This window comes from Candidatus Zixiibacteriota bacterium, assembly GCA_035574315.1.
Taxonomy (GTDB): Bacteria; Desulfobacterota; Binatia; order UBA9968; family UBA9968; genus DATLYW01.
Genome location: DATLYW010000047.1, coordinates 13,637 through 27,342, shown reverse-complemented (window position 1 = coordinate 27,342; position 13,706 = coordinate 13,637). Strand labels below are relative to the sequence as shown.

Sequence of the window (13,706 nt, the reverse complement as noted above, 5' to 3'; positions counted from 1 at the left end):
GGAGGATAGTCTCGCGATGATCGCCATCGGCGCGGATCACGGCGGAGTGGACCTCAAGAACTTTCTCGGGGAGTTTCTGCGTTCCAAGGGGTTCGAGGTGCGAGATTTCGGCACGCATGACCGCGAGGCGGTCGACTATCCGGACTTCGGCCGTGAGGTCTCGCTCCAGGTGTCGAGCGGGGCGGCGGAGCGCGGGATCCTGGTCTGCACCAGCGGGATCGGCATGTCGATCGTGGCGAACAAGTTTCCGGGCGTCCGGGCGGCGCTGGTGGGCGATCTGGAATCGGCGCGCAGCAGCCGAGAGCACAACAACGCCAACGTTCTGGTCCTGAGCGGTGCCAGAACGGGGGAAAATCTCGCGCGGGACATCGTCGAGGTCTGGCTCGCGACTCCCTTCGCCGGAGGTCGTCACGAGCGGCGCGTGGCGAAGATCGCCGCCGTGGAGCGGGAGCTGGGCATGAGGGGCGCGGCGGAGACCGAGCGCCGGGAGGAAACATCGCGATCATGAGCTTTCTAGAGGCCACGGACCCGGAGGTCTTCTCCGCCATTCAGAAAGAAACGCAGCGGCTGGAGGAAAACCTCGAGCTGATCGCCTCCGAAAACGTCGTCAGCGAGGCGGTCCTGGAGGCCCAGGGCTGCGTGATGACCAACAAGTACGCCGAAGGATACCCGGGCCGGCGGTACTACGGCGGCTGCCAGTTCGTCGACGAGGTCGAGCAGCTCGCCATCGACCGGGCAAAAGCGCTCTTCGGGGCCGAGCACGTCAACGTGCAACCCCATTCCGGCACCCAGGCCAACATGGCGGTTTACCTGGCGGCGCTCAAGCCGGGAGACTGCTACCTCGGCATGAACCTCGCGCACGGCGGGCACCTTTCCATGGGGAGCCCGGTCAACTTCTCCGGGATGCTGTACCGGGTGATCCCGTACGGGGTTTCCGAGCGGACCGAAACGATCGACTACGAGGAGGTGGCGCGCCTGGCGGCCGAGCACAAGCCCAAGCTGATCGTCGCCGGGGCGAGCGCGTACCCGCGGGTAATCGACTACGCGAAGTTCCGCAGCATCGCCGACGAAGTCGGAGCGCTCTTGATGGTCGACATGGCCCACATCGCGGGGCTGGTGGCCGCGGGGCTGCACCCGAATCCCGTCCCCTACGCCGATTTCGTCACGACGACCACCCACAAGACTCTGCGCGGTCCCCGCGGGGGGATGGTGCTGTGCCGGGCCGAGCACGCCAGGACGATCGACAGCAAGATCTTCCCGGGCATGCAGGGCGGGCCGCTGATGCACGTGATCGCGGCGAAAGCGGTGGCGCTCAAAGAGGCGCTGAGCCCGGAGTTCAAGGTCTACCAGCGGCAGATCGTCGCGAATGCCCGGGTGCTGGCGAGCGCCCTCATGGCCGAGGGATTTCGCTTGACCTCGGGCGGTACGGACAATCACCTGATGCTCGTCGATCTCAGGCAATCCGAGCTCACGGGCAAGATCGCACAGGAAACCCTCGATCGCGCCCGCATCACGGTCAACAAGAATACGGTGCCGTTCGAGACCCGCTCGCCTTTCGTGACGAGCGGTATCCGGATCGGCACTCCGGCCGTGACCACGCGCGGGATGAAGGAAAGGGAGATGGAGCAGATTGCGGGTTTCATCGTTCGGGCGCTGAGAAACGCCGGCGACGACGGCGTTCTCAGGTCGATCGCGGACGAGGTGAGGGATCTCTGCAGGAAATTCCCCGTGTATCCCCATCGCCTGAAGGCTCGCTGACGCGCTTCGAACCCGGGCCCAGCGCCGCCCGCGGCGCGCTCGGCCGGCGAGCCGCCGCCCGCGGAGGGAGCTTTTCATGAAATGCCCCTTTTGCCACGAGTCCGACAATCGCGTCATCGATTCCCGCCTCAGCAAGGACAGCAGCATGATCCGTCGGCGCCGGGAGTGCGGCAAGTGCAATCGTCGCTTCACCACGTACGAGCGCGTCGAGGAGATGATGCCGATGGTGATCAAGAAGGACGGACGCCGCGAAAGCTACGACCGGCTCAAGATCATCAACGGCCTCAAGCGGGCGTGCGAGAAACGGCCGGTGAGCATCGATACCATCGAGGCGATCGCCGACCGGATCGAGCGGTCGCTCCAGGAGCGCGGCGAGAAGGAGATTCCCAGCTCGGTGATCGGCGAAGCGACGATGCGCGAGCTGCACGACACCGACGAGGTCGCCTACGTGCGGTTCGCTTCCGTGTACCGCTCCTTCAAGGACATCAACGAGTTCATGGCCGAGCTCGAGGAGCTGCTCAAGGAACGCAAGGGCCTTCCGGCGGGGAACGCGACGCCGCCCCGTCAGCGCGGCGACTGACCGGTTCCCGATGACCGCCGGCCGCGACGAGTTCTACATGGAGCGGGCCTGCCGGCTCGCCGAGAAGGGAGCCGGGCGAACCAGCCCCAATCCCATGGTCGGGGCGGTGCTGGTGAAGGGGAATCGGGTGGTAGGGGCCGGCTACCACGCGCGCGCCGGGGACGATCACGCGGAGATCGTCGCCCTCAAGCGCGCGGGACGCCGGGCCCGGGGGGCGACGCTCTACATCAATCTGGAGCCCTGCAATCACTACGGCCGCACTCCGCCCTGCACGCGCGCGCTGATCGAGGCGGGGATCAAGGAAGTGGTCGCCGGCATGAGGGATCCCAATCCGCTGGTGGCGGGGAAAGGCTTCGCCGCCCTGAGGCGGGCGGGCGTGATCGTGCGCTCGGGAGTCCTCGAGGAGCGTTGCCGGGAGTTGAACGAGGCCTTTGTCAAGTTCATCACGCGCCGGCGCCCTTTCGTGATCCTGAAGCTCGCCGCCACCCTCGACGGCAGGATCGCCACCGTCTCGGGAGACGCGCGCTGGATCACCGGCGCGCGCGCGCGGGAACGGGTTCATGAGCTCCGCAATCGCGTCGACGCGGTCCTCGTCGGCGCGGGTACCGTCGCGGCAGACGATCCGCGGCTGACCTGCCGGATCAAGGGCGGCCGCGATCCGTGGCGGGTGATCCTCGATCGGGACCTCACCATCCCGCTTTCGGCGCGGCTGCTGCGCCAGCGCCACCCCGAGAAGACCATCGTGCTCGCCGGTCCTCGCCCGGCGGAAGCCAAAAAGCGCGCGCTCGAGGCGACGGGGGCTCGCGTTTGGTGCTGTCCTCTCTCGGGAGGGAGGATACGGTGGTCGGCGGCGCTCAGGCGGCTGGCTGACCGCGGAATCGTCAGCCTGTTGATCGAGGGGGGCGCTGCGACAGCGGCGTCCGCGCTCGCGGCGGGAGTCGTCGACAAGGTCCTCTTTTTCTACGCCCCCAAGCTGTTCGGTGGAGACGGGCGGCCGATGCTGGAGAGCCTGGGCGTGCGCCGGGTGGCTCAGGCCGTCGCGCTGGAACGGCTCGCGATCCGGCGTTTCGGGCCGGATTTCCTGGTATCGGGGTACATATCGAAAAAATAGTTTTCCCGTTCCCGGTTCTTACGTCGAGCCTCGAGAACCAGCACTGGAACCGGAAGCCGGAAACTGGAAACTATAAAGAGGATGTTTACCGGATTGATCGAAGACGTGGGCGAGGTCCGCGAGATCGCCGTTCGCCGGCGCTCCGCCGTGCTGGTGGTGAAAACCCGGCTGCCGCTGCGGGAGCTCGAGCGGGGATCGAGCATCGCGGTCAACGGGACCTGCCTTACGGTGGTGAAGAAAAGCCGGGGGACCTTCGCCGTCGACGTATCGCCGGAGACGCTCAGATGCACCAATCTGGAGGAGCTGGAAGTTGGCTCGCCGGTGAACCTGGAGCGAGCGCTGCGGTTGCAGGACCGGCTGGGAGGGCATCTGGTGACGGGCCACGTCGACGGCGTCGGCTCGGTCGCGGCGGTGGAGAAACGGGGAGAGTTCACGTTCTTTCATTTTCGAGTTCCCCGGCGGCTGGGCACTTTGCTCGTTTCGAAAGGGTCGGTAGCCGTCGACGGCATCAGTCTGACCGTCAACTCCTGCGGGCCGACCAGCTTTTCGGTCGCGGTGATCCCGTTCACGCTGGAACACACGAATTTGCGCGCGCGTAGGGTTGGTGATAAAGTGAACGTCGAAACGGATTTGATCGGGAAGTACGTGCGCCAATTCATGAACGCGCGCCGGTCGAGGTGACCGGCGCCGGAGCTCCCGGTCCTGCCGACTTTCCCTGCCATGCCGGTTGCCACGATCGAAGAAGGGCTCGAAGAGCTGCGCCGGGGCCGCATGGTGATCCTCGTGAACGAGGACAGCCCCGAAAGCGACGGCTTTTTCTGCTTTGCGGCCGAAAAGGCGACCGCCGAAAACGTCAATTATCTGCTGCATCGCGGGCGCGGCCTGATCTACCTCGTGCTCACCGAGGAACGCATGCGCGAGCTGGGAATCTCGCTCCTGCCTCAGGAGAGCGGGGGGCTCAGCCGCCATCTTTTCGGCGTATCGTTCTCGGTTCCGCTCGACGGCGTGCCGGGCATCTCGGCTGAAGGCCGGGCGCACACCCTGCGGGCGGCGGCGTCGGAGCGAACCGTGCACGCCGACCTGATCATTCCGGGCCACATCCAGCCGGTTCAGGCACGCAGCGGCGGAGTGCTCGCCCGTTCCGGCCGGGCTGAAGCCTCGATCGACCTGGCGCACCTGGCGGGCTTCAAGCCCGTGGGCGTGATCTGCCAGATCCTCAAGGACGACGGTTCGGTCGCTTTGCTGCCCGACCTGGAGAGACTGGCGCTGCAAGAAGGGATCAAAATCGTCTCCGTGGAAGGTCTGATCGCGCATCGGCTGCGGACCGAGAGCCAGGTGCGCAGGGTGGCCGAGGAGGTCTTTCCGACGATTCACGGCGGCGTCTACAAGGCGATCGTTTATCGCAACGAGGTCGACGGCTCCGAGCACATGGCGCTGGTCAAAGGGGAGGTCGGCGAAGGCGACGGCGTCCTGGTGCGGCTCCATTCGGAGTGCCTGACAGGCGACGTTTTCGGCTCGGAGCGCTGCGATTGCGGCGATCAGATCCGGCAGTCGCTGCGGTTGATCGATCAGGCGGGCAAGGGCGTGCTCGTCTACCTGCACCAGGAAGGAAGGGGGATCGGCCTCACGAACAAGATCAAGGCCTACGCCCTCCAGGACCAGGGGCTGGACACGGTCGAAGCCAATCTCGAGCTGGGATTCAAGGAAGACCTGCGCGACTACGGGATCGGCGCCCAGGTCCTGCGCGAGCTGGGGATCCGGAAGGTGCGGCTGCTGACCAACAATCCGCGGAAGATCACCGGGCTGGAAGCCTACGGTTTGACGGTGGTCGAGCGCGTCCCGCTCGAGGTCCCGCCGCGCGACACCAACATCCACTACCTCCGCACCAAGCAGAAAAAGCTGGGCCATCTGCTGTCCAACCTCGAAACCAAGGCGTGAAGCGGTCCTGACGGCGGCCATGGTGCGAACGATCGAAGGCAAGCTCGACGCGCGCGGGTTGAAGATCGGTATCGTCGTGAGCCGGTTCAACCGCTTTGTCACCGACCGGCTCCTGCAGGGCGCTCTGGACGGCCTGAGAAGCCACGGCGGCGCGGACGAGGATCTTACCGTCGTGCGCGTTCCCGGCGCGTTCGAGATACCGCTGGCGGCGGAAAAGATGGCCGCGAGCGGTAAGTTCGACGCCCTGATCTGCCTCGGCGCGGTCATTCGCGGCGACACGCCCCATTTCGAGTACGTCTCGGACGCGGTGACGCGCGGTATCGGAGGGGTCGTCGAGCGCCACGGATTGCCGGTCTCGTTCGGCGTCCTGACCACCAACAACGTCGATCAGGCGATGGAGCGGTCGGGCGTCAAGGAGAGCAACAAAGGATACGAGGCCGCGCTCACGGCGCTCGAAATGGTGAGCGTCGCGCGCCAGCTCGCCGCCGGGGCGTAGCGCCTTCCGGAAAATGTTCGCGGGTTCAACGCCGATGAAAACGATCCACCGCGGCACGCGCCGCAAGGGAAGAGAGCTCGCGCTGCAGGCGCTCTATCAGGTCGAGATCACCGGCGACGCGTCGGAGGCGGCGGTGGAGCAGTTTCTCAGCCACTTCGAGGGCCATCCGGCGGCCCGGCGCTTCGCCCGGCGCCTGGTTTTCGGGGTCCTCGCGCAGCGCGCGGAGATCGACCGGGTGATCGAGCGCTGCGCCGAGCACTGGAAGATCAGCCGGATGGCGAAGGTGGATCTGACCATCCTGCGCATGGCGACGTACGAGCTGTTGTACTGCCCGGACATACCCGTCAACGTGAGCCTCGACGAGGCGATCGAAATCGCCAAACGCTTCGGGTCGAGCGAATCTCCGAGCTTCATCAACGGCGTGCTCGATCAGGTGGCGCAGTCGACGGGCGCGAAGGCTTCTTCGGCATGACCACGGACGCACGTTACCATCCGGACCGGATCGAGCGGAAGTGGCAGCGGCGATGGCACGAGGCCGACAGCTTCCGCGCCACGGAAGAATCCGCCAAGCCGAAATACTACGTCCTGGAGATGTTCCCGTATCCGTCCGGGCGGATCCACATGGGGCACGTGCGCAACTACTCGATCGGCGACGTGATCGCCCGCTACAAGCGAATGCGGGGCTACAACGTGCTCCACCCCATGGGCTGGGACGCGTTCGGTCTGCCGGCGGAGAACGCCGCGATCGAGCGCGGCGTCCATCCGCGGCGCTGGACCGACGAAAACATCGCGTACATGAGAGCGCAGCTCCAGCGCATGGGGCTGTCCTACGACTGGGCTCGGGAGGTGGCAACGTGCAGCCCGGAATACTACCGCTGGAATCAATGGATCTTTCTCCAGTTCTACAAACGCGGCCTGGCTTACAAGAAAAGCGCGTTCGTCAACTGGTGTCCGTCCTGCGAAACCGTGCTGGCGAACGAGCAGGTGATCGACGGCGCCTGCTGGCGCTGCGACTCTCCGGTGACGCAGAAGGAGCTCGACCAGTGGTTCTTCCGCATCACCGCCTACGCCGAGGAGCTGCTGGCCGACCTCGACCGCCTGTCAGGATGGCCCGAGAAGGTGCTGACGATGCAGCGCAACTGGATCGGCAAATCCTCGGGCGCCGAGATCGATTTTCCGCTGGCAGGCCGTGACGACGCCCTGCGGATCTTTACCACGCGGCAGGATACCGTCTACGGCGCGACCTTCGTCTCGCTGGCGGCGGAGCATCCGCTCGCTCTGGAGCTTTGCCGCGGGACGGAACAGGAAGCGAGCGTGCGCGAATTCGTCGCCCGTGTCCGGGGGGTGAGCCAGGCGCGCCGCGGCGCGGAGGAAGGGGAAAAGGAAGGCGTTTTCACCGGCGCCTGCTGCCGCAATCCGTTCACCGGCGAGACCATTCCGGTATATGTGGCCAACTTTGTCCTGATGGAGTACGGGACCGGTGCGGTGATGGCCGTACCCGCCCACGACCAGAGGGATTTCGAGTTCGCCAGGAAGTACGGGCTCCCGATCCGCGTCGTGATCCAGCCGCCGGGGCAGCCGCTCAAGGGGGAAGAGCTGACCGCTGCCTACGTCGAGCCGGGCGTGATGACGGCCAGCGGTCCGTTCAGCGGGCTCGACAGCGAAGAGGGCAGGGAGAAGATCGTCCGTTATCTGGAAGAAAAGGGGTGGGGCCGGCGGGCGGTCCGCTATCGCCTGCGCGACTGGGGCGTTTCACGCCAGCGCTACTGGGGCACTCCGATCCCGATCGTTTACTGCGGCGCCTGCGGGATCGTACCGGTCCCCGAAGAAGAGCTCCCCGTCGAGCTTCCCGAGGACGTGCCGTTCACCGGGAAGGGCGGCTCGCCGCTGCTGGAGAGCCGGAGCTTCGTGGAGGTCTCCTGCCCGGGCTGCGGCGGCCGGGCGAGGCGCGAGACGGACACGATGGACACTTTCGTCGACTCTTCGTGGTACTTTCTCCGCTACACCTCGCCGCGCTTCGAAGCCGCGCCGGTCGACCCCGTCAAGGGCGCCTACTGGATGGCGGTGGATCAGTACATCGGCGGGGTCGAGCACGCGGTCCTGCACCTGCTCTACGCCCGATTCTTCACCAAGGCGCTCCGGGACATGGGCCTGGCCAGCGTCGACGAGCCGTTTGCCAACCTGTTGACCCAGGGGATGGTCTGCAAGGAAACCTACCGATGCCCCGAGCACGGCTGGCTGTTCCCGAGCGAGCTGGCCGGCGACGAGCGAAGCGGCTGGAAGTGCCCGACGTGCTCGGGACCGGCGGAGAGGGGCCGGGTCGAGAAGATGTCGAAATCGAAGAAGAACATCGTCGACCCGGAGGACCTGATCAACGCGTACGGCGCCGACACGGCGCGACTCTTCACGCTCTTCGCGGCGCCCCCCGAGAAGGACCTGGAGTGGAGCGAGCAGGGCGTCGAAGGCGCCTACCGGTTTCTCACGCGCCTGTGGCGTTTCGTCGCGCAGCGCCGCGAGCTGTTGCGGTCGGCGACCGCCGATCTCCGCTCCGAGCCGGCGGCGCCCGAGTTGCGCGCTTTGCGCCGGGCGGCCCACCGGACGATCAAGAAGGTCACCGACGACATCGAGGCGCGCTTTCGCTTCAACACCGCCATCGCCGCGATCATGGAGCTCTTCAACGCCCTGAGCGCCGCGTCCCAGGACACGGCGGCGGTCGCGTCGGGGGCCGGCTTGATCAAGGGCGTTACGGAAACCATCGTCACGCTGCTGTACCCGTTCGTGCCGCACGTGACGAGCGAGCTGTGGGAGACCCTGGGCCACGCCGAGGATCTCGACGGCGTGCCGTGGCCCGACTACTCGCCCGACGCTCTCGAAGAGGAAAAGCTGCTCATCATCGTTCAGGTCGACGGCAAGTTGCGCGGAAAGATCACGGTGGCCGCCGACGCCCCGCGGGAGTCGGTCGAGGCGCAGGCCTTGAGCGACCCCAGGGTCAGGGCCTTCCTGGACGGCCGGTCCGTGAAGCGCGTGGTTTACGTGCCGGGCCGCCTGGTGAACATCGTCGTGGGAGGATGACGTCTTGGGGAAGAAAGCTTTCGGCGGAACGAGGCTTCTCGTCGGCGGGCTCCTGCTCGGCTGGCTCGGCGGGTGCGGATATCAGTTCGCGGGGCGAAGCGAGCTGTTTCCCAAGGACGTGCAGCGCATTTACGTGGCGCCGTTCATCAACCGGACCCGGGCGGTGGGCATCGAGAACGAGCTCACCTCCGCCGTGCGGAGCGAGTTTTTCCGGCGCCGGGAGCTGACGCTGGTCGATCGACCGGAAGAAGCCGACGCCGTGGTGAGCGGCGTCATCCGCGATTTCGGCAGCCGCGTGGCCGCGGTCAACCGGAAAGACGAGGTGCTGCAGTACGAAGCGCAGCTCGCGGCGGACGTGACCCTGAGGCGGCGCGAGCCCGATGAAATTCTGTGGCGCAGGGGGATTCAGCTGACGGACATCCACAGCGGCGCGCGTGGAGCCGTGGTCACGACTTCTTCCGCCTTCCGGTCCGGGACGTTGAACGCGGACGACGTCGGTCGGATGACCGATATCCAGCTGAGCGAAACCGAAAGCCGCGCGGTGCGCGACCGTCTGATCGAACGGTTCGCCCGCGAGATCCACCAACGTTTGCTGGAAATGTTCTGAGCGTCAGGCTCGCTGCGAGAGGAGCGAGGCGGCGGAACGCGACAACCGCGAAAGCCACCGCGACGCGGTGTTGCGCTTGAGGATTCCCCGGCTGACTGCTTTGCTCAGCGCTTTGTTGACGGCGCGCAACTGGGTCTTGACCGCTTCGTGATTCTGGGCGGAGATCGCCGTGCGCGTCTTCTTGATCAGGGTCCGGATGCGGGATTTTGTCTCCTGATTTCTCGCCCTGCGCTTGAGGCTCTGACGGTGTCTTTTGATAACCGACGGGTGAACTGCCAACGTTCTTCCCTCCGTAGCGTGGTTTTTCTTCTTAACATCCGCCGCCGCCGGAGTCAATTTCGCCGGGGGCGCCCGGCAAACCGTCCGGTAAATTCGCGGGAACCGTGTTCGACGCTCTCCGAGGAGACCTCGGGAAATCAACGTAAGTGGTTGACAGACAGTGTTTTTCGTTGCCGCCAATTTCGGCAATCTGCTGATCGACGATATCTTCCCCCTTGCGACTCGGCGCTGAGGCGCGCTTGTCAACAACTTATCAACAGGAATTGTTCGTTCCCTGTGGGAAAAGGCCGAGGGAGGCGCGGTTTTTCCGGGAGGTCAAGCCGCCGGCCAGCAGTCTGGCCGCCGCATGTGTGCCCGGATGACGTCACACCGTTTCTTCCGCCGCTTCGCCGTGAGCACGCGGAGCGGATTCGCCCGAGCGTGACCGGCGGTTTTGCGAACAGGTGTTCGGAACCCTTGCAAGTCATCCGGACTTGTGCAATAAAACCGAAAGAATCGAGACGGTTTTTACAGATGTGTGACGGGAAAGGAGGTGAACAGGATGAAGAGATTCGCGATCTTGTCGGGGGTAACGCTCTTTGCTTTGACTCTGACGTTTGCAGGGTGCGGTAAGAAGGAGGAACCCGCTCCGCCGCCACCGCCGCCAGCAGCGCCGGCTCCTGCGCCTGCGCCTGCCGAGCCAGCGGCGCCCGCGGGTGAGCAGAAGGCTCCGGCCGACCAACCGGCGGCGCCGATGGAGAAGAAAGACGAGGGAACAAAGACCAAATAACGGTTAGTCGTCTTCTTTTTAGTTTCGGCTAACGGAGAAGGGGAAGGATTTCCATCCTTCCCCTTTTTTGCAACTACGGCCGGGTTGAGTGATGTGTGGCGAGCGAACCCGTCAATATGACCTTTGCGGAGCATCTTGAGGATCTCCGCTGGTGCTTGCTGAAATCCCTGGGCGCCGTCGCTTTTTGTTCCGCGATCAGTTTTTTCTTCTCCGACTCGATTTTCGCGGTGATGGTGGCGCCGCTTCGCCGTAGCCTCGGCCCGGAGCAGAATCTGATCGGAACCGGGGTCACGGAAGCGTTCTTTACCGAGATCAAGGTCGCCCTGGCGGCCGGAGCGCTGTTCTCGACGCCGGTCATTTTCTATCAGCTCTGGCGCTTCATCAGCCCGGGGCTGCTCGCGCGGGAAAAGAGGCTCGTGCTGCCCTTCGTGCTGAGCGCAACCTTCTTTTTCGTCGCGGGCGCGGTCTTTTGCTACTGGGTCGTGCTGCCGGTGGCGTTTCGCTACTTTGTCGAGCAATACGGCTCGATCGGGGTCACGCCGGCGATCCGCATCGGCGAGTACTTCACTTTTTTTTTTCGTATGGTACTGGCTTTCGGCGTGGCGTTCGAGCTGCCGGTCTTCACCTATTTTCTGGTCCGGATCGGCGTCTGGGACTACCGGTTCATGCTGCGCTCTTTCCGCTATGCGCTGATCGTGATATTCGTCGTGGCGGCTGTTCTGACGCCGACACCCGACGTCATCAACCAGAGCCTCCTGGCCGTCCCCATGGTCCTGCTGTACGGGCTGAGCATCGGCGTGGCGTATCTGGGGCGCAAGCCGGAAAATTTCGACTGTTGAGGAAGGGATAAGCATCACATGATTGTACTCGTCATCGCGATCAGCTGTTTTTCCTTGCTTTTCGCCGTCTATCTCGCGCGGTACGTCATCCGGCACGAGATGGGAACGGCAAAGATGCAGGAGATCTCCAATGCCATCAAGGAGGGGGCCGAGGCCTTTCTGTCGCGTCAGAATCGCACGATCCTGATGCTGGCGGCGGTCCTGGCGGTGCTGATTTTCGTTCTGTACGCGTTCGTGCGGACGCCGAGCCCCGCCGACCCGGTGCCCCCCGCGCAGTTGGCTTTCTGGACGACGCTGTCCTTCGTTTTCGGGGCGCTTTGCTCCGTGGTCGCCGGCTACATCGGCATGTGGGTGTCGATCCGCGCCAACATCCGCACGGCCTCGGCGGTTCGCTCGAGCCTGAACGAAGGCCTGCGTATCGCGCTCCGCGGTGGGGCCGTTTCAGGGCTCTTCGTGGTCGCCATGAGCCTGCTAGGGGTCGGGGGGCTTTATTATCTGCTCGAGACGCTGGGCCATGACCCGCAAAAGATTCCGTTCACGATCGTGGGATACGGTTTCGGCGCCTCGTTCGTTGCGCTTTTCGCCCAGCTCGGCGGCGGGATCTACACCAAGGCGGCCGACGTGGGGGCGGACCTGGTGGGCAAGGTGGAAGCGGGAATTCCGGAGGACGATCCCCGCAATCCTGCGGTCATCGCCGACCTGGTCGGCGACAACGTCGGGGATTGCGCGGGCCGCGGGGCGGATCTGTTCGAGTCGACCGCGGCCGAGAACATCGGCGCGATGATTCTCGGCGTCGGTCTCTACCCCTTCTTCGGCCTCAAGGGGATTCTCTTTCCGCTGGTCGCCCGCGCCTTTGGCCTGATCGCGTCCATCGTGGGGATCATGATCGTCCGCAGCGACGAGGACGAGGACCCGATGGCGGCGCTGAACCGCGGCTACTATACCACGAGCGCGCTGGCGATCGCCGGCTTTTTCATCGCCGCCCGCTGGATGCTGGCCGTGGACCCGGCCCAACATCCCGAAGCGAGCTCGGCCTGGTTCTACTTCTTTCTCTGCGGCGTGATCGGCATTCTCACGGCGCAGGCGTTCGTTTACATCACCCAGTACTACACCGAGTACAAGTTCCGCCCGGTCAAGACGATCGCGGAGGCCTCGCAGACGGGTCCGGCCACCAACATCATCGCCGGCATCAGCGTGGGCCTGGAGTGCACGGCTATCCCGGTGATCGTGATTTCCGCGGCGATCATCGCCTCGTTCTACCTCGGCAACCTGAGCGGCGTGCCTCACGCCGGGCTGTTCGGCACGGCCGTGGCGACCATGGGGATGCTCGGCACCGCCGCCTACATCCTGGCGATGGATACCTTCGGGCCGATCACGGATAACGCCGGCGGGATCATCGAGATGAGCGGGCAGCCGGAGGAGGTGCGGCGCAAGACCGACCGTCTCGACGCCGTGGGAAACACGACCAAGGCGCTGACGAAAGGATACGCGATCGGCTCGGCGGCGCTGGCGGCCTTTCTGCTGTTCTCGGCTTATCTCGACGAGGTGGCGCATTACGGCAGCAAGCTCGAGGCGGTCAACATCGCCAAGCCGGAGGTCTTCGTCGGGGGGCTGCTCGGGGCGATGCTGGTCTTTCTCTTCTCGGCGCTGGCCATTCGCGCGGTCGGCAAGGCGGCCTACTACGTGATCAACGAGGTGAGGCGTCAATTCAAGGAAAATCCGGACATTCTCAAGGGCACGGCGAAACCGGATTACGGCCGGTGCGTCGATATCGTGACTCTCGGGGCGCTCAAGCAAATGGTGCTGCCCGGCGTCATCGCCGTCGGCATGCCGGTCGCCGTCGGCCTCGTCTTTCGCCTCTTCGGGGTGGGGGCGGAAGCCGTGGCGGCCCTGCTGATGGTCGGGACGATCGCGGGGATTCTCACGGCGACCTTCCTCAACAACAGCGGCGGCGCCTGGGACAACGCCAAGAAGTTCGTGGAAACCGGCGCCTACGGCGGCAAGGGATCCGACACGCACAAGGCGGCGGTGGTCGGCGACACGGTGGGCGATCCGTTCAAGGACACTGCGGGACCCAGCCTGCACGTGCTCATCAAGCTCCTCAGCACGATCACCCTGGTCCTCGCGCCGCTGTTCGTATAACGGCGCGAGGACGGCGGTTCGCCGAAGGGGAGAGGCCCGACCACGGAAACGGGACTCTCCCCTCGGGGCGGCCGCCGCGAGAGAAAATTCCATTTCAGAATTCGGGGCTTCTGCC

At 65.1% G+C, this 13,706-nt stretch carries 14 protein-coding genes; 12 read left to right on the top strand and 2 right to left on the bottom strand.

The features are described 5' to 3' along the window. Positions 1-16 precede the first annotated feature (16 nt). From rpiB to lptE, 10 genes are all read left to right on the top strand, one after another. Entirely contained in the window at positions 17-508 is a 492-nt protein-coding gene (rpiB, locus tag VNN77_15835; GenBank protein HXG52868.1) for a ribose 5-phosphate isomerase B, read from the top strand. After that, positions 505-1,758, top strand: coding sequence for a serine hydroxymethyltransferase (glyA, locus tag VNN77_15830; protein HXG52867.1), 1,254 nt, complete (start codon positions 505-507; stop codon positions 1,756-1,758). Before rpiB ends, glyA begins: the two co-directional genes overlap by 4 nt. Positions 1,759-1,834: 76 nt before the next feature. Beyond that, the gene (nrdR, locus tag VNN77_15825) at positions 1,835-2,338 is read left to right on the top strand and encodes a transcriptional regulator NrdR (protein HXG52866.1); all 504 of its coding nucleotides are present in this window, start codon (positions 1,835-1,837) and stop codon (positions 2,336-2,338) included. Between the two features lie 10 nt (positions 2,339-2,348). After that, positions 2,349-3,449 (top strand): bifunctional diaminohydroxyphosphoribosylaminopyrimidine deaminase/5-amino-6-(5-phosphoribosylamino)uracil reductase RibD, encoded by a 1,101-nt coding sequence (gene ribD / locus VNN77_15820; GenBank protein ID HXG52865.1) that lies wholly within the window; start codon positions 2,349-2,351, stop codon positions 3,447-3,449. An 81-nt stretch (positions 3,450-3,530) separates the two neighbouring features. Continuing rightward, positions 3,531-4,130 (top strand): riboflavin synthase, encoded by a 600-nt coding sequence (locus VNN77_15815; protein HXG52864.1) that lies wholly within the window; start codon positions 3,531-3,533, stop codon positions 4,128-4,130. Between the two features lie 39 nt (positions 4,131-4,169). Beyond that, positions 4,170-5,387 (top strand): GTP cyclohydrolase II, encoded by a 1,218-nt coding sequence (gene ribA / locus VNN77_15810; protein ID HXG52863.1) that lies wholly within the window; start codon positions 4,170-4,172, stop codon positions 5,385-5,387. Between the two features lie 19 nt (positions 5,388-5,406). Beyond that, positions 5,407-5,883, top strand: a complete 477-nt coding sequence (ribE, locus tag VNN77_15805; GenBank protein ID HXG52862.1) for a 6,7-dimethyl-8-ribityllumazine synthase — start codon at positions 5,407-5,409, stop codon at positions 5,881-5,883. A gap of 34 nt (positions 5,884-5,917) precedes the next feature. Continuing rightward, positions 5,918-6,355: a transcription antitermination factor NusB gene (nusB, locus tag VNN77_15800; protein ID HXG52861.1), complete on the top strand. Its 438-nt coding sequence runs from the start codon at positions 5,918-5,920 to the stop codon at positions 6,353-6,355. After that, entirely contained in the window at positions 6,352-8,955 is a 2,604-nt protein-coding gene (gene leuS / locus VNN77_15795) for a leucine--tRNA ligase (protein HXG52860.1), read from the top strand. The genes nusB and leuS overlap by 4 nt, the downstream gene beginning before the upstream one ends. 4 nt (positions 8,956-8,959) lie before the next feature. Beyond that, positions 8,960-9,562, top strand: a complete 603-nt coding sequence (gene lptE / locus VNN77_15790) for an LPS assembly lipoprotein LptE (GenBank protein HXG52859.1) — start codon at positions 8,960-8,962, stop codon at positions 9,560-9,562. Between the two features lie 3 nt (positions 9,563-9,565). Here lptE and rpsT read toward each other — a convergent pair whose 3' ends face one another. Both rpsT and VNN77_15780 read right to left on the bottom strand, forming a co-directional pair. Continuing rightward, positions 9,566-9,841, bottom strand: coding sequence for a 30S ribosomal protein S20 (rpsT, locus tag VNN77_15785; protein HXG52858.1), 276 nt, complete (start codon positions 9,839-9,841; stop codon positions 9,566-9,568). Positions 9,842-10,348: 507 nt separating this feature from the next. Then, on the bottom strand, positions 10,349-10,744 hold the full coding sequence (locus VNN77_15780) for a hypothetical protein (GenBank protein HXG52857.1): 396 nt from the start codon (positions 10,742-10,744) through the stop codon (positions 10,349-10,351). 21 nt (positions 10,745-10,765) lie between these two features. On the opposite strand from VNN77_15780, the gene tatC reads away from it, so the two are divergent. Together tatC and VNN77_15770 are read left to right on the top strand one after the other, a co-directional pair. Then, the gene (gene tatC, locus VNN77_15775; protein HXG52856.1) at positions 10,766-11,449 is read left to right on the top strand and encodes a twin-arginine translocase subunit TatC; all 684 of its coding nucleotides are present in this window, start codon (positions 10,766-10,768) and stop codon (positions 11,447-11,449) included. Between the two features lie 18 nt (positions 11,450-11,467). Beyond that, the gene (locus tag VNN77_15770; GenBank protein ID HXG52855.1) at positions 11,468-13,591 is read left to right on the top strand and encodes a sodium-translocating pyrophosphatase; all 2,124 of its coding nucleotides are present in this window, start codon (positions 11,468-11,470) and stop codon (positions 13,589-13,591) included. The last annotated feature ends 115 nt before the right edge of the window (positions 13,592-13,706 follow it).